General features: G+C 32.1%; 17 protein-coding genes and 1 tRNA gene. 9 read left to right on the top strand and 9 right to left on the bottom strand.

Annotation, left to right across the window (positions count from 1 at the left end):
• Positions 1-50 precede the first annotated feature (50 nt).
• The 3 genes from NYR30_RS04100 to NYR30_RS04090 form a co-directional block, all read right to left on the bottom strand.
• Positions 51-137 (bottom strand) — tRNA-Leu (locus tag NYR30_RS04100).
• Between the two features lie 149 nt (positions 138-286).
• Positions 287-736 (bottom strand): DUF441 domain-containing protein, encoded by a 450-nt coding sequence (locus tag NYR30_RS04095; RefSeq protein WP_066106352.1) that lies wholly within the window; start codon positions 734-736, stop codon positions 287-289.
• Between the two features lie 14 nt (positions 737-750).
• On the bottom strand, positions 751-1,677 hold the full coding sequence (locus NYR30_RS04090) for a LysR family transcriptional regulator (RefSeq protein WP_066422242.1): 927 nt from the start codon (positions 1,675-1,677) through the stop codon (positions 751-753).
• A 137-nt stretch (positions 1,678-1,814) separates the two neighbouring features.
• Here NYR30_RS04090 and metE point away from each other — a divergent pair, with 137 nt between their 5' ends.
• The 9 genes from metE (at position 1,815) to NYR30_RS04045 (ending at position 13,977) form a co-directional block, all read left to right on the top strand.
• A complete protein-coding gene (gene metE, locus NYR30_RS04085; RefSeq protein WP_302502007.1) occupies positions 1,815-4,073 on the top strand; it encodes a 5-methyltetrahydropteroyltriglutamate--homocysteine S-methyltransferase in 2,259 nt (752 codons plus the stop codon).
• Between the two features lie 232 nt (positions 4,074-4,305).
• Positions 4,306-5,790, top strand: coding sequence for a ribonuclease G (gene rng, locus NYR30_RS04080; RefSeq protein WP_302502006.1), 1,485 nt, complete (start codon positions 4,306-4,308; stop codon positions 5,788-5,790).
• Positions 5,791-5,813: 23 nt separating this feature from the next.
• Positions 5,814-7,268 (top strand): metalloprotease TldD, encoded by a 1,455-nt coding sequence (tldD, locus tag NYR30_RS04075; protein ID WP_302502443.1) that lies wholly within the window; start codon positions 5,814-5,816, stop codon positions 7,266-7,268.
• A 204-nt stretch (positions 7,269-7,472) separates the two neighbouring features.
• Positions 7,473-8,681, top strand: a complete 1,209-nt coding sequence (locus NYR30_RS04070; RefSeq protein WP_302502005.1) for an aspartate aminotransferase family protein — start codon at positions 7,473-7,475, stop codon at positions 8,679-8,681.
• An 80-nt stretch (positions 8,682-8,761) separates the two neighbouring features.
• The gene (gene corC / locus NYR30_RS04065; RefSeq protein WP_437125209.1) at positions 8,762-9,658 is read left to right on the top strand and encodes a CNNM family magnesium/cobalt transport protein CorC; all 897 of its coding nucleotides are present in this window, start codon (positions 8,762-8,764) and stop codon (positions 9,656-9,658) included.
• Between the two features lie 63 nt (positions 9,659-9,721).
• Positions 9,722-11,263 (top strand): apolipoprotein N-acyltransferase, encoded by a 1,542-nt coding sequence (gene lnt, locus NYR30_RS04060; RefSeq protein WP_302502003.1) that lies wholly within the window; start codon positions 9,722-9,724, stop codon positions 11,261-11,263.
• 249 nt (positions 11,264-11,512) lie between these two features.
• Positions 11,513-12,085, top strand: a complete 573-nt coding sequence (locus tag NYR30_RS04055) for a RelA/SpoT-related domain-containing protein (RefSeq protein ID WP_302502001.1) — start codon at positions 11,513-11,515, stop codon at positions 12,083-12,085.
• A gap of 35 nt (positions 12,086-12,120) precedes the next feature.
• The gene (locus NYR30_RS04050) at positions 12,121-12,966 is read left to right on the top strand and encodes a hypothetical protein (protein WP_302502000.1); all 846 of its coding nucleotides are present in this window, start codon (positions 12,121-12,123) and stop codon (positions 12,964-12,966) included.
• A 57-nt stretch (positions 12,967-13,023) separates the two neighbouring features.
• A complete protein-coding gene (locus tag NYR30_RS04045; protein ID WP_302501999.1) occupies positions 13,024-13,977 on the top strand; it encodes a hypothetical protein in 954 nt (317 codons plus the stop codon).
• Between the two features lie 23 nt (positions 13,978-14,000).
• Here the strand turns inward: NYR30_RS04045 and NYR30_RS04040 are convergent, their stop codons facing one another.
• The 6 genes from NYR30_RS04040 to NYR30_RS04015 all read right to left on the bottom strand — a co-directional run bounded on the left by NYR30_RS04040 (position 14,001) and on the right by NYR30_RS04015 (position 22,665).
• Positions 14,001-14,600 carry a DUF4376 domain-containing protein gene (locus tag NYR30_RS04040; protein WP_302501997.1) on the bottom strand — a complete coding sequence of 200 codons (600 nt, stop codon included), beginning with the start codon at positions 14,598-14,600 and terminating at the stop codon, positions 14,001-14,003.
• Between the two features lie 36 nt (positions 14,601-14,636).
• A complete protein-coding gene (locus NYR30_RS04035; protein ID WP_302501996.1) occupies positions 14,637-15,860 on the bottom strand; it encodes a hypothetical protein in 1,224 nt (407 codons plus the stop codon).
• A 742-nt stretch (positions 15,861-16,602) separates the two neighbouring features.
• Entirely contained in the window at positions 16,603-17,616 is a 1,014-nt protein-coding gene (gene rfbB, locus NYR30_RS04030; RefSeq protein ID WP_302501995.1) for a dTDP-glucose 4,6-dehydratase, read from the bottom strand.
• Between the two features lie 91 nt (positions 17,617-17,707).
• Positions 17,708-18,586: a GDP-mannose 4,6-dehydratase gene (locus NYR30_RS04025; RefSeq protein WP_302501994.1), complete on the bottom strand. Its 879-nt coding sequence runs from the start codon at positions 18,584-18,586 to the stop codon at positions 17,708-17,710.
• The gene (gene gmd, locus NYR30_RS04020; protein ID WP_302501993.1) at positions 18,586-19,620 is read right to left on the bottom strand and encodes a GDP-mannose 4,6-dehydratase; all 1,035 of its coding nucleotides are present in this window, start codon (positions 19,618-19,620) and stop codon (positions 18,586-18,588) included. The genes NYR30_RS04025 and gmd overlap by 1 nt, the downstream gene beginning before the upstream one ends.
• A 702-nt stretch (positions 19,621-20,322) precedes the next feature.
• Positions 20,323-22,665: a glycosyltransferase family 4 protein gene (locus NYR30_RS04015; protein ID WP_302501992.1), complete on the bottom strand. Its 2,343-nt coding sequence runs from the start codon at positions 22,663-22,665 to the stop codon at positions 20,323-20,325.
• Positions 22,666-22,675: the final 10 nt, after the last annotated feature.

Genomic DNA, 22,675 nt, shown 5'->3' with positions numbered 1-22,675 from the left:
CAAATCATTGATAATTCACAGGTTTTTACGTTAAGCCAATCTTGTTTATATGGTGCCTAGGGTCGGACTCGAACCGACACGCTTTTAAGGGCGGCGGATTTTGAATCCGCTGCGTCTACCAATTTCGCCACCCAGGCAACAAAGAACGAGGCAAATTATACGGATGTTTCCAACGGTTGCAAGTAGAAAATTCAATAAACGCATTGTTCGTTGCTATTTTCAACAACTTTTGCTGAATTATCCTACATTATATTAATGCTTAACTTTTTTAACCTCGTTCGCATCACTATTTTGCTAAAAACAATGACAAAATCCCAGCTGCAATTAAAGGGCCAACTGGCACACCGCCTAAAAAAGCCACACCAATAATGGTACCAATTAATAATCCAGTGACTAGTGTTGGCGCGCCTAACATTAAAGTTGCACCACGACCACCCAACCAAGCCACTAAAATACCAACAACAACAGCCAATACCATTTTCCAGTGTAATAACTCTTTAATTGCTGGCAAACTAATTTTGCCCGATACCAAAGGGCTTAATACGCCAATTGTTAGAATAATAATCCCAAAACTTAATCCATATTTATCCAACCACACAATGTATTTGGATAATGCAGTTTCGTGCATCAATAGTAAAACTGTCGCCGCTACAGTAATAGAATTGTTATGTCCTATTACCCCTAATGCAATCAGCACAACTAAAAACAAGGCAATTCCATTGAATTGTAAAGACATCTTTGATGTTCCCCTTAATCTAAAACAACTAAATCTGGTAAGGTCGCAAAACTTTTATTTTTTACGGTTTCATAAAAATCATCAATATAAGCGATATGCTGATCTTCGGCTCGAATCGCTGCATATAAGTTGCTATACAGTCCTTTATCTGTAATCTTACGCGCAACCACATAACCACGCTCTAAATAAGGCAATACTGCCCAATAAGGCACTGCTGCCACGCCTCGCTTACTTGCGACCAATTGTATCATTGCAATAGTTAATTCAGTAGTTCTTCTTATTGGATTGATCCCTGCTGGTTTTAAAACTTGACGAACCAAATCCAACATCTCATCTGGTACTGGATAAGTAATTACCGTTTGATCAATAAAATCTTCCGCTTGCCAAATCTCTTTAGCTGCTAATTCATGATCTCGGGCGCAAATTCCTACCATTTCATATGCAAACAACGGACGATAAACAACATCACTATTCTCTTCAACTTCAGCTACAATTGCCCAATCTGCTCGATCAGTTAATAACAAGCCAACAGGATCGGTTTGGAAACCAGAAACAATATCTAACTCCACCAACCCCCAATGTTGGCGAAATTCATCCATCGCTGGCATTAGCCAATCAAAACAAGTATGGCACTCTACCGCGATCCGCAATTCTCCCGCTTCCCCTTGTTGAACACGCGCTAAATCGCGTTCGGCCATTGCTACTTTCGGCAATACTTCATTAGCTAATTGGATTAATCGCTCGCCTGCTGCAGTAAAACGAATAGGGTTAGTTTTACGTTCAAACAATGGTAAACCAAATTGTTCTTCAATCAATTTTAATTGGTGAGATAGCGCTGATTGTGTAAGGTACACACGCTTCGCTGCTGAAGACACACTCCCCGTTTCTTTCAGCGCTAATAATGTTTTTAAATGACGTAATTCCAAAAATGTAGGTTTCATCTGTATTAAATTAATTCATCTTATTTATGAAAATTATGAGCTTTCATCATACAGAAAATTTCGTTATTCTGCATCTCAGATAGACGTTTAGCCGTCTATTTCAACGAATTAATAGAAAAATATATGGAGAAGCAATTATGACAACATTTCATTTAGCAGGTTTCCCGCGTGTTGGCGCAAAACGTGAATTAAAATTCGCTCAAGAACGTTATTGGCGTAAAGAGTTATCTGAACAAGATTTATTAACAGTAGCAAAATTATTACGTGAAAAGAACTGGAAACATCAAGCAGAAGCAAATGCAGATTTTGTTAGTGTTGCTGACTTCACTTTTTATGATCATATTTTAGATTTGCAAGTCGCTACCGGATCTATCCCTGCTCGTTTTGGTTTTGATAGCCAAAATTTAACTTTAGATCAATATTTCCAATTAGCTCGCGGTAATGAAAGTCAATTTGCGATTGAAATGACCAAATGGTTTGATACTAACTACCATTACCTCGTACCTGAATTTCATAAAAATACCGAATTTAGAGCAAACCCTGCACACTATGTACAACAATTAGAAGAAGCACAAGCATTAGGTTACAAAGCGAAACCTACTTTAGTGGGCCCACTAACATTCCTTTATTTAGGAAAAGAAAAAGGTGAAGCGTTTGATCGTTTATCACTATTAGATAAATTATTACCTGTTTATGAGCAAATTCTTGATGCTTTAGTGGCAAAAGGCGCAACATGGATTCAAATTGATGAACCGGCACTCGCTTTAGATTTACCACAAGCATGGCTAGACAAATTCCAACCGGTTTATACCCGTTTAGCCGCAAAAGCCAAAATCTTATTAGCTACTTACTTCGGTTCAGTCGCAGAACACGCTGCTCTATTAAAAGCATTACCTGTTGCAGGTTTACATATTGATGTTGTACGTGCACCTGAACAATTAGCTACCTTTGCAAACTATGATAAAATTTTATCTGTTGGGGTAATTGATGGTCGTAATATTTGGCGTGCTAATCTCAATAAAGAATTAGATTTACTTGAACCATTAAAACAAGTTTTCGGCGATAGATTATGGATTGCACCAAGCTGTTCATTATTGCACGTTCCATATGATCTTTCAGTGGAAACACAACTAAATGAAGATATTCGTTCATGGTTAGCATTCTGCTTACAAAAAGTGGAAGAGTTAAGCATCTTGAAAAAAGCATTAGATCAAGGTCGTGCTTCAGTACAAGCTGAATTAGATGCAAGTCAAGCGGCTGCAGATGCTCGTGCAAACAGTAAAGTTATTCATCGTCCAGAAGTTGCGGCTCGTTTAGCTTCATTACCAGCAAATGCGGATCAACGTAAATCACCATTTGCGGAACGTATCAAATTACAAAAAGCGTGGCTGAATTTACCATTATTACCAACTACTAATATTGGTTCATTCCCACAAACTACTGAAATTCGTCATGCTCGTGCTAAGTTCAAGAAAGGTGAACTTTCTGCCGCGGATTATGAAGCTGCAATGAAGAAAGAAATTGAATATGTTGTCCGCCAACAAGAAAAACTCGATTTAGATGTTCTCGTACATGGTGAAGCAGAACGTAATGATATGGTGGAATATTTTGGTGAATTACTTGATGGTTTCGCATTCACTAAATTTGGTTGGGTTCAAAGTTACGGTAGCCGTTGCGTAAAACCACCTGTTATCTTCGGGGATGTTGTACGCCCTGAACCAATGACAGTAGCGTGGTCAACTTATGCACAAAGCCTTACTAATCGTGTAATGAAAGGTATGTTAACCGGCCCTGTCACAATTTTACAATGGTCATTTGTCCGTAACGACATTAGCCGCGAAACCGTATGTAAGCAAATTGCATTAGCGTTAAATGATGAAGTATTAGATTTAGAAAAAGCAGGAATTAAAGTGATTCAAATTGATGAACCTGCGATTCGTGAAGGCTTACCATTAAAACGTGCTGATTGGCAGGCATATTTAGATTGGGCTGGACAAGCATTCCGTTTATCATCAAGCGGTTGTGAAGATAGTACGCAAATTCATACTCATATGTGTTATTCAGAGTTTAATGACATTCTACCAGCTATCGCAGCGTTAGATGCCGATGTGATTACTATCGAAACATCACGTTCTGATATGGAATTATTAACTGCATTTGCGGATTTCAAATATCCAAATGAAATTGGTCCAGGCGTGTATGATATTCATAGTCCACGTGTACCAACTGAAGCAGAAATTGAACACTTATTGCGTAAAGCACTAAATGTGATTCCAAAAGAACGTTTATGGGTAAACCCAGACTGTGGTTTGAAAACACGTGCATGGCCAGAAACACTTGCCGCACTAGAAAATATGGTGAAAGTCACGAAGAAATTACGTGCTGAACTCGCTTAATTTAACCATCCCCACTGCGGTGGGGATTATTTTTCTCCAATTTCTCAAATATTTCCTTTATTCATTTCAACACTTGCCCGTTCCAATTTTTCTTACTTTTCTCTACCCTAAATTAATCACAATAAGAAATGATATTAAGCAAAGATTATGTAGAACAACACAAAATACGCTAGGATTTAATATTTGATTTCGTTAGACTAACGCACAGTGTCATATTATTAGGATAATAAACATGGAAAACGGTAACAAAGTCGAGTTGTTGGTCAATGTTACCCCGAATGAAACAAGGATTGCGCTCGTTGCTGCGGGCATTTTACGTGAAGTTCACGTTGAACGGGAAACAAAACGGGGAATTGTTGGCAATATTTATAAAGGTCGTGTCACAAGAGTATTGCCGGGGATGCAATCCGCATTCGTGGATATTGGCTTAGAAAAAGCAGCTTTTTTACACGCTTCAGATATTGTTTCACATACTGAATGCGTTGATGAAAATGAACAAAAGCAATTTGTCGTTAAAGATATTGCAGAATTAGTCCGTGAAGGACAAGACATTGTTGTGCAAGTGGTGAAAGATCCTCTTGGTACAAAAGGGGCACGTTTAACTACCGATATTACCCTGCCTTCTCGCTACTTAGTATTTATGCCTGAAAATAGCCATGTTGGTGTGTCACAACGAATTGAAAGCGAAGAAGAAAGAGCAAGGTTAAAAGAACTTGTTACGCCGTTCTGTGATGAACTTGGTGGTTTTATTATTCGTACTGCGTCAGAAAATGTTTCTCTCGAAGAGTTACAGCAAGATGCAGATTTCTTAAAACGTTTATGGCGTAAAGTATTAGAACGTAAAGTACGCTCTACTGCGCCAGCTATGCTCTATGCTGAACCTGCTCTTGCCCAACGGATTATTCGTGATTTCGTGGGTATGACGTTAGATAGTATTCGTATCGACTCCAAATTAGTTTATTTAGAAGTTAAGGAATTTATTGAAGAATTTCTGCCGCAATTAACACAAAGTTTATCAGTCTATACTGGACCACAGCCACTCTTTGATATATATGGCGTCGAAGAGAGTATCCAAAAAGCCTTAAATAAACGGGTAAATTTAAAATCTGGTGGCTATTTAATTATTGAACAAACCGAAGCCATGACAACGATTGATATTAATACTGGTGGTTTTGTTGGTCATCGCAATCTTGAAGAAACTATCTTTAATACCAATATTGAGGCCACTCAAGCCATTGCTCATCAATTACAATTGCGCAATCTCGGCGGTATTATCATTATTGATTTTATTGATATGCAGCTTGAAGAACATCAAGAGCGAGTGCTGCAATCTCTCAAAGAAGCTTTAGCGAAAGATCGTGTAAAAACTACCGTCAATGGCTTTACGCAACTGGGATTAGTAGAAATGACTCGTAAACGTACTCGAGAAAGTTTAGAACACGTTCTCTGTGAAGAGTGCCCTAACTGCCAAGGGCGCGGCCGCGTGAAGAGTGTGGAAACCGTTTGTTATGAAATTGCGCGTGAAATTATTCGGGTATATCACCTTTATGCCAGCGAACAATTCTTGGTCTATGCTTCTCGCGCTGTCGCTGAGCATTTAATTAATGAAGAAACTCACGCATTAATTGCAGAAGTAGAAGTCTTTATTGGTAAAAAAGTACAGATTAAAATGGAGCCTTACTACACACAAGAACAGTTTGATGTGGTCGTAATGTAAGATAAATTTAGGAATAAACAATGATTATTAACCAAGTAGCAGATTCTTTACTTTCACCAAATCAATTAACTATTGAACAACTACCATCTATCTTTGATATTTTTGCTGATCGACAAATTGATTTTGCCGATCTCTTTTTTCAAACCTCTATGAATGAAGTCTGGATTTTAGAAGATGGTATTATTAAAGAAGGCGGTTTTCATATTGATCGTGGCGTTGGTGTACGTGCAATTAGTGGTGAAAAAACTGGATTTTCTTACTCTGATGTCATTAATTTTGCTGCCTTACAAGATTGTGCATTAGCTGCAAAAGGTATTGCACAAGCTAAAGACACAACTTCTTCTATTTTTGCGAAACAAGGTTTTCTTCCTGTTAATCCAACTCTACGCTACGCGGCGATTAATCCATTAGATACGATTAGCCGAGAACAAAAAATCGCCTTATTACGGCTAGTCGATCAAATTGCACGTGCGGAAGATCCACGTATTACACGAGTTTCCGTTAGCTTATCCACACTCTATGAAGAAATGTTAGTTGCTGCCACTGACGGCACATTAGCAGCTGATATTCGTCCATTAATCCGTTTATCTGTCTCTGTTTTAGCTGAACAAGATGGTAAGCGTGAACGTGGCAGTGCGGGAGTGGGTGGACGCAGAAGTTTAACCTGGTTCTTTGAACAGTATCAGGGTGAACAACGTGCGGTCTATTTTGCGAAAGAAGCAGTACGCCAGGCATTAGTTAATCTAAGTGCTGTGGCAGCACCAGCGGGTATGATGCCTGTTATTCTAGGAGCTGGCTGGCCAGGCGTATTACTGCACGAAGCTGTCGGTCATGGTTTAGAAGGTGATTTTAATCGCAAACAATCTTCTATTTTTAGTGGCAAAATCGGTGAACTCGTCACTTCTCCACTCTGTACGATTGTTGATGATGGCACACTCCCAGATCGCCGAGGTTCATTAACCGTAGATGATGAAGGGGTTCCTGGACAATATAATGTGTTAATTAAAGATGGCGTATTACAAGGCTATATGCAAGATAAGCTAAATGCTCGATTAATGGGAATGCAGCCAACGGGTAATGCACGCCGTGAATCTTATGCTCATCTGCCAATGCCTCGTATGACAAATACCTATATGCTGCCGGGGGAAAGCCAATTTGAAGACTTAATTGCTTCCGTAGATTATGGCGTGTATGCCCCTCATTTTGGTGGTGGGCAAGTTGATATTACATCCGGCAAATTTGTGTTTTCCACTTCTGAAGCCTATCTAATTGAAAAAGGAAAAATCACTAAACCGATAAAAGGCGCAACATTAATCGGCAGTGGGATTGAAGTTATGCAAAATATTTCTATGGTGGCGAATCAATTAGAAATCGATCATGGCATAGGCGTTTGCGGTAAACAAGGGCAAAGTGTTCCTGTTGGCGTTGGTCAACCTGCATTAAAAATTGAAAAAATTACTGTAGGTGGCACCAATTAAAATGAATTTTTATGCATTTTATTGACTATATATGCAATCAGTCGTATGCTTATTTCAGTTTTTACAACAAAGTAAATGCATTTATGTTCTTTACCCCTTCTGTTGCAGAATGGGGTATTTTTCTGTAGCAAATACAACACTCCCAGTAATAAACAATAAATGCATCATTCAATCGATAATTTATCAGGAATTTGAGGCAATACTATGACACAACAAATTACACGTAGCGACTTTGATCAATATTTAGTACAAAACTATTCTCCAGCAGATTTTATTCCAGTCAAAGGTAAAGGCAGTCGAATTTGGGATCAGCTAGGCAAAGAATATATTGATTTAACTGGCGGTATCGCAGTTAATGCATTAGGACATTGCCCAGACGAACTGCTAGAAGTATTGCAACAACAAGGTGCTACACTCTGGCATTCTAGTAACTGGTTTACCAGTGAACCTACGATTGCATTAGCTAAAACATTAGTTGAAAAAACATTTGCTGAACGAGTAATGTTTGTGAACTCTGGTGCAGAAGCTAACGAAGCTGCTTTAAAATTAGCTCGCCGTTATGCGGTTGATCACTTTGAATATCAAAAAAGTAAAATCATCTCATTTAAACAAAGTTTCCATGGCCGTACGTTATTTACTGTCAGTGTTGGTGGACAAGCCAAATATTCCGATGGCTTTGGCCCAAAACCCGCCGATATTATCCACGTCCCTTTCAATGATTTAGACGCAGTAAAAGCAGTAATTGATGATCATACTTGTGCAATTATTGTTGAACCAATCCAAGGCGAAAGTGGTGTATTGCCTGCAACACCAGAATTTTTACAAGGATTACGTCAACTCTGCGATCAACATCAAGCATTATTAATTTTTGATGAAGTACAAACTGGTGTGGGCCGTACAGGCTATTTCTATACCTATATGAAATATAATGTGATCCCAGATATTTTGACCAGTGCTAAAGCTTTAGCAAATGGTTTCCCTATTGGGGCAATGATGACAACCCACAAAATTGCAGCAAGTTTTAAACCTGGCGTGCATGGCACAACATTTGGTGGGAATCCTTTAGCTTGTGCAGTGGCCAAGAAAGCCGTTGATATTATTTCTGATGAAACTTTCTTACAACAAGTCTGTGCTAAAAGTGAATTGATTAAACAAACCATTGCACAATTTAATCAACAAACACCGATTTTCAGTCAAATTCGTGGTGAAGGGTTGTTAATTGGTGCAGAATTGATTGAAAAATATCATGGCAAAGCAATGGATTTTTGTCATCTTGCTAATCAATTTGGCTTGATGTTATTAGTAGCTGGACCAAATGTAGTCCGTTTAGCACCAGCATTAAATATTTCAGCGCCAGAATTAGAAGAAGGTTTAGCCAAATTTACAAAAACCTTGACTGAGTTTGCGAAATAATAAATCGTTATCTAGCAAAAAATAGGTAAATGTGATAGCTTTGCAACGTTTAATTATCTTGGAGTAATCAATAAATCGTCATGAGTGAAGAACATTCGACAAATTCAACAGAATCCAATTCAAAAAAGAATTTTTTTCAATCGTTGTTAAATAACTTTTTCCCAGCAGAACCGAAAAATCGTGAGGAATTAGTTGAAACCATTCGTGATTCAGAGCAAAACGAAATTATCAATCAAGAAACACGACAAATGATTGAAGGCGTAATCGAAATTTCTGAATTACGTGTACGAGATATTATGATTCCCCGCTCACAAATTGTATTTATCGATGCGGAGCAAAGCTTATCTGAGTGTTTAGATGTGATCATTGATTCTGCTCACTCACGATTCCCTGTTATTGCTGATGAACGTGATAATGTCATCGGGCTGTTACTGGCAAAAGATTTACTCAAATATTTACGCCCAGATTCTGAAGAATTTTCCATTCACGAAGTATTGCGTCCAGCTGTCATTATTCCTGAAAGTAAACGTGTCGATAGAATGCTAAAAGAGTTCCGTTCAGAACGTTTTCATATGGCGATTGTTGTCGATGAATTTGGTTCGATCTCTGGTCTAGTTACGATTGAAGATATTTTGGAACAAATTGTGGGCGATATTGAAGATGAGTTTGATGAGGAAGATGTTGAAGATATTCGCCAACTTTCTAAACATACTTATGCGGTGCAAGCCTTAACTGATATTGATGATTTTAATCACTACTTTGCCACTGGATTTACTGGTGAAGAGGTAGATACTATTGGTGGTGTCATTATGCAAGCCTTTGGTTATTTACCAACTCGTGGTGAAACCATTCAATTAGACAATATTGAATTTAAAATCACTTCTGCTGACAGCCGTCGTATTATTCAACTGCGAGTAGTCATTCCTGATGAACAAATTGAAAAAATGGAACAGCAGAATATTACCGAAGATGTTTAGTTTTTACCAAAATTTAATCATAAAAAACGGACATTATGTCCGTTTTATTATAAGAGTATGTCTATGCCACAATATTTATTCCCTTTATTTGCAATTTTAGGTGGAATTCTCGGAGTATTTGCCTACGCCCCTTTCAATTATAGCTTTTTAGCCTTTATCTCACTGTTTATCCTGCTTACCTGTATCAAATACAGCAAAACGACTAAACAAGCCTTACTTTCTGCTTTTTTATGGGGATTAAGCTACTTTACCTTTGGGCTAAATTGGATTCATATTAGTATTAACCAATTCGGTGGATTATTATTACCTGTGGCCTATATTTTGGTTGTCCTGCTTGCGGCCTATCTTGCTCTTTTCCCTACTGTATTTACTTACTTAATCCGCAAGTTACACATTAGCCAATCTATACTTTTTGCAATTTTATGGACTTTCACTGAATTTTTGCGTGGCTGGCTATTTTCTGGTTTTCCTTGGCTACAATTTGGTTATACCCAAATTGATACTTTCTTTGCAGGTATTGCACCTTTCTTCGGGGTACAAGGCATTACGTTTGTGATGATATGGCTATCTGCATTGGTTTTGAATGTGATTGATAGCCTATTTAGTAAACAACCCCGTCATCTATTACTGATCAGTTCACAAAGTTTACTCGCAATTGTCCTTATCGCGTTAAGTTATTACAGCCAGCAGATTAGCTTTATCAAACAGAATACGGCAGAAAAACCACTTACCATCACTTTGGTACAAGGCAATATTGAACAGCAATATAAGTGGGATCCTGACTATATTTATCAGTCACTCGATATTCACAAAAACCTGCTCGAACCCCATTTAGGTAAAAGTGATATTATTATTCTGCCTGAATCCGTATTGCCGCTATTAGAGAATCAGCTTGAGCCTTATATTGCGATGCTCTCTCGTTTTGCCCAACAATCAAATACCGCTATTTTATTAGGCACAATTTACCAAAAACCTAATACTGATCAATTATTTAACTCTCTAATTGCATTAAACCCAGAACAACCTTATACCATTGATTCTGCACCACGTTATTTAAAACACCATTTGGTGCCATTTGGGGAATATATCCCCTTACCATTTGTAAAAGAGCTGTTCAATATTCCATTCTCGGATATGAGCGAAGGTAGCTACACCCAATCACCACTTACGGTTAAAGGCGCTAATTTTGCTAATGCAATTTGTTATGAAATTATCTTTGATCGTCAAGTTCAACATAGCGTCCAAAATAATAGTGATTTTATTTTAACTGTTTCTAATGATGCATGGTTTGGTACCTCTATTGGACCTTGGCAACATTTCCAAATGGCAAGAATGCGTGCTCTAGAATTGGGTAAACCACTGATTCGTGATACCAACACAGGCGTGACCGCATTTATTGATGCTCACGGGAAAATTATTAGCCAAGCCCCTCAATTTAAACCAACTACTTTAACCGCAGAAATTTATAAAACGATTGGTAAAACGCCTTTCTCTGTTTTTGGTAACACACCACTTTATCTACTTTCGGTTATATTGTTAGTCCTACATCTACTAGCCTGTTTTGCAGGAAAAGTGTTGTTGAGAAAGGTTCATACTGATAAATAAAATTAATATAAATCAATAATATATTTTTGTCGGATACAACGTATCCGACAAGTTACCTTCTTACTTCTCATTTAATCTCCATCGCTTCTACATTAAATTATGTAGCCAAATATTTACTAAAGTAGCTACAATACATTTAGTTACCTACATAAAGAAATTTAAATACTTAATGAATTATTATATGCTATATTATTGTTCACTATGTAACTGAATTGATTAAATAAACTATTACAGATTAGATAAATGAATATGCTAAAAAAAGTTGAGCGCCTTATTGATGAAATTAATAAAGTACATTTTTGTTTTTCACAAGATTATTTTGAAACTGGTAAGATTGAAAAAATAAATCTTAAACATACACTATCCAAAGTACCTGTAGAACATATCCTTGCATACCGCCTAAATCTACATGAATCGATCAATGACTATCTGTATAGAGCCAATCTCTATGACATTTCTTATTTTTATCGAGTAAAAACATCAGAATCAATCTTAGATAAGATAAAGCGTTTTCAGCAAAGAAGTGAAGGCTACCCTGTCAACAGTATTTTAAATGATATCTTTGGTGCTCGAATTATTGTGTCAAGTGAAGATATTTCTCAAATTATGGAACAACTTGATAAATGGAAAGAGAAATACGGATTAAAAAATTGGTATCTTAGAGATAAAGAAGAATATATCGGCATTCATATTTATTTTAAAAATTCTAGTAATTTTTATTATCCTTGGGAGTTACAAATTTGGGATAAGAAAGATGCTGAAAAAAATATTCAAAGCCATATGAAATATAAGAGAGGGTTTGTTCATAATAGATCGAAATAAAACTATACATTTTAAAAAACTATGAGAATTTTTATATGAAAGAATCTAATTTATCCCTAAATTTTGAAGACAACTTTTCAGAATTTTCTATATACCCTTTAAGAACAGAGGAATATATAGAATATTTTAAAAATAATCCTAATGATAGTTTTAAAAATCCTTCACCATTACTTTCACTATATATAGATATTATTAAAAAAAGATTTAATAAAAAACAAATTCCTTATTTATTATTAAAAGGAATCCCAAAAAAATTAACTTTAGCTATTCCACCAAAAAAAATTGTTACTTTAGATTTAACAACTGAAATTGGTAATGGTATTTTACTAGATATAGAATATCAATCATTAGAACCAGAACATAATATTAAAGATGAAAAATTACTACAAATTCATGGTAATTCACCAATTAGGGAACGTTATTCCAAAATAAAAAAATTTTATAGATACACAACTGTAGATAATAAATATATTAACAATATTTATCTTATCAAATTTTTTTATATATCAGAGAAAGACTATAAAGATTTATGCATTAAACAACTATTAGAAGCATATGAATCTCTATGTGACGAAAACTATACTGATACAATATTAAAATGCCAAATATCTAATGAAATTACAGCAAAAAATATTTGTAAACATGAAAACCTTAACTATAATAGAAGAAATTATCCGGATAATTTAGATATAATAAAAAACAATATCTCACACATCACACTATCACAAGAGATGTTAGATATTTTAAAAGAAATCAACACTGTTAGAAATAATATAATTTACATAAAAGGTCACCAAAACTTAACTACTAGTAAGGTTGAAAATTTTATTATTTCATCACTAATATTTTATGAGTATTCTAATTCATTAAATTACATCTGATAAAGCTATGATTAAAATTATTTATAACATATAATTTATTTTAGGGTAATTAAATATATGATATTAAATTGCATTAAAAAATTAATATATATAAAAAACATATCTTCTATTAAAGATAATGGTATTATTATTACATATATAAAAGAATTTCTAAAAGATCTTTCATATATTGTGGAAAGTATAACAGGGACAAAAGAATATTTTAAAGATCATACTTATGATAATTTTGAAGCTCGTAATTCAACAACATTACAATTTTTATATAATGTTGCCTTCGAAGTACTTTCAGGATTTTATACCCATTTAATTTTATTAGGTGCTATTACAAATATCGAACAAATAAAGATTACAAATAATCAACCTTACAAATTAGATCTGGAGAAAGATATTGGAGAAGGAAAACTTATCTTTATTACATATACCCCTCAATTTTCTTCAACCTCTTCTCAAACACAGAATTTTAATGATTATTTCTTTTCAGAATATATTGATGATAACCATTCTGATAAAGAGAATATAAAAACACTATTTTTGATATCTACGAATCCTAAAAATTGCAATGCTGAAGCAACACTTAATATTCTTTATGCATACTTACCATCGTCCTTTATTTCCAGTCCAATAACAGAATATTTATTATCTGCATTCATAAAATATTCTAATTATGAATTTGATGATATGATTTTAAAATTACATTTATCTATTGAATTTATAAAAAACACTTTAAAAAATGAGTTAAAAACTAGAAATATAAAATGCAACGAAAAAGATATCCAAAAAATAATTGATCTATACTCTTCTAATTTTTCAGAACAAGGAAATGAAATTACAATTCCCATCTTTATCATAGAACAGTTAAATAAAATATATGAAAAACGAAAATATATTATGCATGAAGGAAGTAATACTACTCAAATAACAAAAGAAGATGCTAAAAAATTTAGTATTAGCACCTACTTATTCTATAAATATTGTAAAAATGTATTACACTTAAAATTTATACAAAATTAACTATAAAATTATAGAGAACTACTTTATGATATGTCTTCATATAAAATACTCCAGCCAGAAGAATAATCATAACAAGATGGATCATCAACTGATAACATCAAATTTTTATGATATTCTGCATTCATAAAATTTTTTTGATCTTGAATGAGAATTTCATTCAAGAGTTCATCTAATAACTTAGTAGTAAGTTCAATAATGGAATTATCCATTGTCTTCCATTGTATCGTAGGAATATTTCTGGAAGCAGATATTAAAATATAGTGTTGTCTAGACTGTATATCGGTACAAAACCATTTATCAACAGATTTTAAATATACTCCCCCATGATACATATGCTTATCTCGAATAAGTTTTATCTTATCCCAGATCATTTTTTGTAATTCAATTAGTGGCAATCTTTGAGGTGAATAAATTATCTCTCCATCCCTATATATCTTATTAGGGTCTGTTAATTCATGCTGATATTTATTTGGTGGAGGATCTTGGAGATATGTATGTTCAGAAAATTCTCTTTCAGCTCTTCTGAGCAATTCATTCATAGAAGAACCATGTACCCCTACAACATAACTGGTTACTCTTCTACCATCTTTATCGAGAACTAATAAATAATTGTGTCCTTGCATATTATTTTCCTTATTTTTAATTACTATATCTTAGTATTAATTAATTTTTTCCTTCCAAGCAATTAAGAAATCTCGATTCCCTTGTGCTAACTCATCAATAATATACTGTAATAAATCACTTTCTATTCTATATGATCCAACATAACCAGAATTAATTAGATCAATAAAATTAGAACTTCTTAAATATCTTCCAGACAAAATATCATAGTCAATCCTTATGACTCCATCTCTTATCCCCTTACATATATCTAACTCCTTTATAGAATTAAAATGATCTAATGAAAGGGTAAATGATGGAGGCTCTTGCTCTATGGTTGTCTTTGATTTTATGAATTTTAAATAAAAGGGGGAGGGATTTAGCCTATAATCATCAAATTCTTTTAATTCTCTTATATTGTTCAATAAATATTTCTGCAAATTACTCATTCTTTCTATTTCTTTCCTAAATTGGTCATCAACTCTATAAATCCACCTATCACTTTCATATTTAAGCATTTTATATTGAATCATTATAATCGAACGATGATTTTCATTTATATATATTAAATCCACCCCAAAAGCTTCTTCTACAAGTGTCTTATTTGTTGAATAAACAGATATTTTTTCGTTTCTTTTGATAAATTCTGTTTTTCCTGTGATACTTGTTTCTAACTTTTCAAATCCTGGTATCTGAATAGCATCTCTAGCAACTATTTTATCTTCATATATTGTAATCTCTCGATTATCCTTTCGCCATACTTTAGAAATATCTTTATCCTTTACATCCAATATATTCATCAAATTTCTTAATGCTATTCTCCTTAATTTTTCTTGTTCATTAATCTTATATATTCCTTTAATAAAAAGGATAAAACAATCTATTTCTTTAGGTGAGATATCATATAAATAATGTAAAAAATTTTTCTTTTGATTTTTATCCAGTTTAATTGCAAATTCAGAATCAATATTAGATATTATATTATTAATAATATCTAATATTAACAAATATTTTTTATTCTCACTATCTATATTTATTAGATTATGAATAAAAACATTATGAAATATTGTTCTATATTCAATAAACCTTATATGGCCAATATAAAATTGATGACTTCCATCATTTAAACACATCCATATAAAAGCAATATCATGTTTATCTACCCTAGCTTTTGTAGGATAACTAAAACTGGTCTCAGATTGAATTTTATCTATTACCTTTTCACAATCATCCCCTATAAGTTTTATGAATAAGAGATTACGTCTTAGAAGTTCACTTAGCATAAGAAACCATAAAAAATATAATTAATCACAATAAAATAATATCTAAAATAGAGTAACTACATCAATAAAAATTACTAAATTTGATCTAAATTCTACTAATATAAAAAATTATATGTATTATAATAATAAGAACAACTCAATCCATAATTCATCATAGTGCTATAGGATAAAAAGAAAAGTATTCTAGCTTGTAGATTACTAAAAAATATCAATACTCAAATTGATCTCTCTTCTAAATTTAGATCAATTATATGACATACAAAGACGCTAATTTTTATAGCCACATACAAAAAATCTTTCAAGCTATAGTGCTCCACTAAATAAGCCAGCATACAAACCTTTCCCATCTCAGATAGTCAAACATCAAGCCATCCACATTCTTAAATATGAAAAAATAATAATTAGATAAACTGGTTTACATTTATGCTCTTGATAAATTAGGTAATGATTACAAATATTCCAACAATTGGATATAGAAAGATTACAACTTAAAGCTAAAGAATGAAACTAAGATATACCCAAATATGTCACTATCACAAGACTAAAGAAAAATATCTATATTTTAAATATCATGGAATTAGAAGCTAAGAATTCTTACTTAAAAAGTATCAATAATTAAACTAGAAAAAGGGAATATAATCTAAGAATTAAGAGTATATCCCTTAATATTATTATTGATCTATACTCCGTAACAGTAAATACATCTATAAATAATCAATTCAAAAAAGATCCAAAATTATACTCACAGAAAAATTTTTAAATACCACTCCACCGTTTTTCTTAGTCCACTTTCGAATGTTTCTTCTGGATGCCATCCCAATTCTTTTTTGATTTTAGTGGCATTAATGGCATAACGTAAGTCATGGCCAGGACGATCAGTTACGAAAGTAATCAAGTCACGGTATGCTGAAATTCCAGCTGGTTTATTCGGAGCTAACTCCTCTAATATTTGGCATATAGATTCAACGACTTCAATATTTTTACGTTCATTATTACCACCAATATTATATGTTTCACCAACCTTTCCTTTTGTAAGAACTTTATATAAAGCTTTTACATGATCATCTACAAATAGCCAATCACGGATTTGCTGACCATTACCATAAATAGGAAGTGGTTTACCTGAAACAGCATTTAAAATTGTTAATGGAATTAACTTCTCAGGGAATTGATATGGACCATAATTATTGGAACAATTTGTGATAAGAATTGGCAAATCAAAAGTGCGATGCCATGCTCGTACTAGATGATCACTTGAGGCTTTAGAAGCTGAATAAGGGCTACTAGGTACATAAGGCGAATGTTCTGTGAAAAGCTGTTCTGACTCTATCTCTAGATCACCATAAACTTCATCTGTTGAAATATGATGAAAACGGAATTTTTCTTGTTTAGAAATAGGCAGATTTTCCCAATAACAGCGAGTAGATTCTAATAGTGTATATGTGCCAATAATATTGGTTTGAATAAATGTTGCTGGTCCACTAATAGAACGATCTACATGGCTTTCTGCAGCCAAATGCATAACAGCATCCGGTTGATATTTTTGGAAAATATGATCAACGGCTAAGCGATCACAAATATCAACTTGCTCAAAAAAATATCGTGGATTATTTTGCACATTAGATAAAGCAAATGGATTAGCTGTATAAGTTAATTTATCAAGATTAATTACTTGATGGGTAGTGGAGTTAATAATATAACGAACAACAGCGGAACCGATAAAACCAGCTCCGCCTGTGATGAGGATTCTTTTCATGAAATCTATAACTAATTAGATTTATAAAAATAAGGTAAAATTGCAAAGAACTTTACCTTATCATAATAATTTAATTTTGAATGTAGGAATATTATTCAATATACATATTTTTTAAAACAGTCGTTATATCTTTAAACTGATGATAACCAATTAAAGTTTCTAGTTTTGTAACCGAACCTGTCAATATTTTTATTTCATCCTTTCTAATAAATAACGGATTCACTTTAATTTTTATTTCATATCCAGAAAGTTGGTTCATCATATTTATAATATCTAATAGTTTAATTCCTTTACCACTACAAATATTTACAACCTCACTATGTGCTTCACTTTCTAGCAATTTTTTATAAATACTACAAACATCTTCAACAGAATTAAACTCTCTCGCCACATCCAAATTCCCAAGCTCAATAACTTCTTTTCTATCTTTATAATGTTTTACTATTTTTGGTATCAAAAAATGGTCTGCTTGACCTACTCCCGTATAGTTAAATGGTCTAGTAATAACGATCGGAAGTTTACTAAAATAATTATAGGCTAAACATTCCATAGCATATTTACTCATACCATAATGGTTACTTGGTCTTGGATATAGTGTTTCATCCAAAATTTCTATACCTTGATTACCATATACTGTAGCACTACTTGCTAAAATGATCTTCTGAACTGGTAAATTTAATTCTAGAATAACTTCTAACAAGTTAGTTGTTCCAATTGTATTGATAGAATAAAAATCCTCATTTTTATCATGAGCCGCAAAAGATATTCCTGATAAATGAATAATAAAGTCAGGTTTAACCTGACTTAATACATCTTTAATCTGTTGCTTATTTTTAATATCACAAATTAAAATATTATCAGCAGAATTTCTTATAGAAGTTCCATAAACATCATATTTTGCATCTATCAAACAATTTTTTAGATAAATACCAGTAAAACTATCTATTCCTGTAATTAATACTCTCTTCATTAAAAACTAAATCCAAGTTTATTTCTTCTTAAATCTGCCTTAACCATCATTGCACAAAGTTCTTCAAGGTTACATTTTGGTTGCCAACCAAGAACATTCTTTGCTTTTTCTGGATTACCAATTAACAAATCAACTTCTGCTGGACGATAAAATTTAGGATTAACTTTCACTAAAACTTTACCTGTAGCCTTATCTACAGCAATTTCATTCTCATTAGAACCTTTAAATTCTAACTCAATATCTACAGCTTTAAATGCCATAGCGACAAAATCTCTAACAGTTTCTGTTCTATTGGTTGCTAATACATATGTATCTGGTTTCTCTGCTTGTAACATTAAATACATACCTTCTACATAATCCTTTGCATATCCCCAATCTCGCTTAGCATCTAAATTACCTAATTCTAGGCAATCTAATTTACCAAGTTTTATCTTGGCAACTGAATCTGTTATCTTTCTAGTTACAAATTCACGTCCTCTTAGTGGAGATTCATGATTAAATAGAATTCCGCTACAAGCAAAAATATCATATGATTCTCGATAGTTCACCACCATCCAATGCGCATAAAGCTTTGCAACTCCATATGGACTTCTTGGATAAAACGGTGTTTTTTCTGTCTGAGGAATTTCTTGAACTAGCCCGAACATTTCTGAAGTACTAGCTTGATAGAATTTGATTTTAGGATTAACAATCCTAATCGCCTCTAATAAATGTGCACAACCAAGACCTGTAATATGTGCTGTTGCTAATGGTTGTTCAAAAGATACTCCAACAAAACTTTGAGCAGCTAAATTATAGATCTCATCTGGCTGAATTGTTGCGACCATCCTAACACTATTAGACTGATCAGTAAGATCATATTCAACTAAATGAAGATTAGGGTGATTTTGAATTCCTAACTCTTCAATTCGCCAAAAATTAACAGACGCTGTTCTTCTATAAGTTCCATATACTTCATATCCCTTATTTAATAACAACTCTGCTAAATATGCACCATCTTGACCTGTGATACCTGTGATTATTGCTTTTTTCATATAATTATTCCCAATTATTGATTCAACATTCATTATATATAATCTCTAAGATGCCTTGTAGGTTCCCAACCTAACTCCTTAGTTTTTTTATTCATTACTGTCGCACTCATTTTATTTCTTTTTTCTTTCAGGAAGTATCTCTATACTACCACCAAACATATGTGCAACAACTAAAATAGAATAACATTCATCTCTACCTATATCAAATCCATCTCCATTAACCTCACTCTACAATTAATACTAATTTATTAATAATATCACCTATGTGAGTAAAATTTCTTTATTGAGTCTCTGGATTAACAAGTGTTAATAATTATTCCATTTTCATCTTTTCTTTAAATAAATTGATTAATATGACATATTTGCTACTTTGCATTTCTTTAGGCCCATATCTACATCCATTATTTCCAAATTTTGTAATATTTCTTGTATGATATTTTACATCCTACCTTTCTTACAAATTCTAAAACCATAAATATACTTTTTATATTAAATTTCCACATTTCATCAATACAGTCAAAATTTTAATCCTCACAGTAATTTTAATGATTATATTTACTACTCAATATCATAAATAATAAAACAATTTTTATCCAAAGAAAGAAATTATTTATATAACATATAAATTATAAGCATAAACAAATTCACATTAGCTATCTTATATTTTCAATACCCTATTATCAATAATAATATTTTTTATTATTATACTACTATAAGCTTAACCAAATATTTATTATATTTATCAATCTTATTATCAATAGCACAATGAATAAATAAGTTATATATTCCAACCTGTAAGCTTTCACTGCTAATTCCAAACTCGACTATTTCATCCTCATAATATTCAGTAATAGGTAACTGTGTTTCTGCTCCTTTTTTATTATCAATATAATATAAAATTTTTACATCTTTTGTTTGACAGTTTATTGTCTTATAATTTAATATTAATTTAGACCAAGAACCTCTATTACTGACTATAAAATATGGGAAATTGAATAAAAATACTTCACTATTAAACTCTTTAAAAGACAAAACACCATAAACCATATTCATATCTTTATAAAATTTATGGCATTCTTTTTCTATAAAAATATTATTAATATATAAATTTTCTATGTCTTTTTTATTTTTTATTTTTTCTTCTAAATTACCCTCAAAATTATTTTCATAATAATTTTCAAAATTATATTCACTAGGAAAATATTTCTGTTGCCAATTTGATGGATGGCCTGGCCAATTAAGTGTATCATATTTTATCTTATTAAATAACTTTGGATAATTTGATATTGCATAATTAAAATATATGCTCCACTCATCTATTGGATTTTCTAATCCTATATCTAAATACTTTTCTACAACTTCTCTGAAGATTCTTTTATCTATTATTTGAGGTTTATGAGAAGAGTAGGATAGCAATTCATAGCCATCTTGATCTAACACATTTTTTACATAATGCTGACCAAAATCATAATCAGTCATATAATTTGCCCAATCTAGAAGATCAAAATAAAAATATACATTATATTTTCCATCATCTATAAAGTGCTCAATTGCTATATCTTTTAGTGGTCTATTATCATCATCTAACATTATGAACTGTTCATCTAAAATATCTAAGTTAACTAATGAAGATCTTAGAAGCCAGTTTTTTGTTTGATGGTCTGCACCTATAAAATAATCATATTTATCTTGTAAAATATTTTTTTCATCTATAACTACTATTTTATTCTCTGAAATAATCTCTTTGCACTCATTAATATAATTATCACTCGTAATAATTATATATTCTTTAACAAAATTCACGAAAGTATCTAGTGTCTTTATAGTATTAGACAATTTCCCCATGCAAATACTAATAAACACAAACTGTAATTTGTTTTGATGTTTTTTATTATTTATTTTATATTTATCAATATTATTAAAAATATTTAATATAGAATCATATGTCATATCCCAACTATATGGTTTGAAGTATTTTTTTATAAACTTCTTCTTTTCAGAATATAAATTAGGATTACTTAGATATAAATCAATAAGTTCTGCAATCTCATTTACAGAGTTAAATTTTATGTAATCTGCAAAATTCTTACCAACTTCATACATAGAACTATTGTTTGAGGTAATAGTAATATTACCATATGATAAACTTTCTAAGATAGGTAACCCAAATCCTTCATATTTAGATAAATATATTGATAAAAATGCATTTCTATAAAATTCTGATAATTGCTCGTCATTAATATCTTTTAGCCAAAATATTCTCTTATTTAAAAGAATATGATTTTCTAATCTATGAATTAATTTATCATTATTCCATCCTTTCTTACCTATGAATATCAGATTTATATCAGCATATTTTTCATATAATACTTCAAAAGCATCCAATACTAATTCTTGCTCTTTTCGTGGTTCTAGAGTTCCCACAAATAATATATATTTTGTTGAAAATAATTTATTTTTCACATCCGTACTAGATAATAAAAGATCTCCTCCCAATTTTATTACTCTAGTTGAAATTTTTCTTTTATTTCCTATTTTTTCTTTTATATCATAAAAATCTTTCTCTGCTGATCTAGAATCAAAAAATACCATATCACTAAATTGATATATAGAATATATATACATAGTAAAATTTCTGACTGTATCTATATGAGAATATTTTGGCATCAATATTGGAACAAAATCATATAGAAAATTACAAATAAAGACATTATTCTTTTTTAGCTTTTTATATAAAAAGAATCTTTTTAGCCCATTATTCCATACTCCATCAATATCAAAAAAGATATCTCCTTTTTTGAAATCATCTAATGAAATAAATTCATCTATATTATATGAGAACTTATAATACTTTATATTTTGAAGAAATTCATATACTTCTTCTCTACTCATAAGGTAAAATTTTTTTATGTCAGAATTATAGTATATAATTCTATATGAATCGTCTTTATTTCTAATAATCCTGAAAAGAAATTCTCTAACAACTCTCTGAATACCTGTATGAGCTCTTGTATTTATATAATTTGTAATATCTATATACTTCATCAAAATATAC

This window comes from Gallibacterium salpingitidis (assembly GCF_030517105.1).
GTDB lineage: Bacteria > Pseudomonadota > Gammaproteobacteria > Enterobacterales > Pasteurellaceae > Gallibacterium > Gallibacterium salpingitidis.
This window is presented reverse-complemented; position numbering and strand designations above follow the sequence as displayed.

Excerpts from the sequence above, each read along its gene's own strand:
- rfbB (WP_302501995.1), bottom strand. The coding sequence starts at position 17,616 with ATGAAAAGAATCCTCATCACAGGCGGAGCTGGTTTTATCGGTTCCGCT.
- NYR30_RS04050 (WP_302502000.1), top strand. The coding sequence starts at position 12,121 with ATGAAAGAATCTAATTTATCCCTAAATTTTGAAGACAACTTTTCAGAA.
- NYR30_RS04015 (WP_302501992.1), bottom strand. The coding sequence starts at position 22,665 with ATGAAGTATATAGATATTACAAATTATATAAATACAAGAGCTCATACA.
- NYR30_RS04055 (WP_302502001.1), top strand. The coding sequence starts at position 11,513 with ATGCTAAAAAAAGTTGAGCGCCTTATTGATGAAATTAATAAAGTACAT.
- corC (WP_437125209.1), top strand. The coding sequence starts at position 8,762 with ATGAGTGAAGAACATTCGACAAATTCAACAGAATCCAATTCAAAAAAG.
- rng (WP_302502006.1), top strand. The coding sequence starts at position 4,306 with ATGGAAAACGGTAACAAAGTCGAGTTGTTGGTCAATGTTACCCCGAAT.
- NYR30_RS04090 (WP_066422242.1), bottom strand. The coding sequence starts at position 1,677 with ATGAAACCTACATTTTTGGAATTACGTCATTTAAAAACATTATTAGCG.
- NYR30_RS04070 (WP_302502005.1), top strand. The coding sequence starts at position 7,473 with ATGACACAACAAATTACACGTAGCGACTTTGATCAATATTTAGTACAA.
- NYR30_RS04045 (WP_302501999.1), top strand. The coding sequence starts at position 13,024 with ATGATATTAAATTGCATTAAAAAATTAATATATATAAAAAACATATCT.
- metE (WP_302502007.1), top strand. The coding sequence starts at position 1,815 with ATGACAACATTTCATTTAGCAGGTTTCCCGCGTGTTGGCGCAAAACGT.
- gmd (WP_302501993.1), bottom strand. The coding sequence starts at position 19,620 with ATGAAAAAAGCAATAATCACAGGTATCACAGGTCAAGATGGTGCATAT.
- NYR30_RS04025 (WP_302501994.1), bottom strand. The coding sequence starts at position 18,586 with ATGAAGAGAGTATTAATTACAGGAATAGATAGTTTTACTGGTATTTAT.
- NYR30_RS04035 (WP_302501996.1), bottom strand. The coding sequence starts at position 15,860 with ATGCTAAGTGAACTTCTAAGACGTAATCTCTTATTCATAAAACTTATA.
- lnt (WP_302502003.1), top strand. The coding sequence starts at position 9,722 with ATGCCACAATATTTATTCCCTTTATTTGCAATTTTAGGTGGAATTCTC.
- NYR30_RS04095 (WP_066106352.1), bottom strand. The coding sequence starts at position 736 with ATGTCTTTACAATTCAATGGAATTGCCTTGTTTTTAGTTGTGCTGATT.
- NYR30_RS04040 (WP_302501997.1), bottom strand. The coding sequence starts at position 14,600 with ATGCAAGGACACAATTATTTATTAGTTCTCGATAAAGATGGTAGAAGA.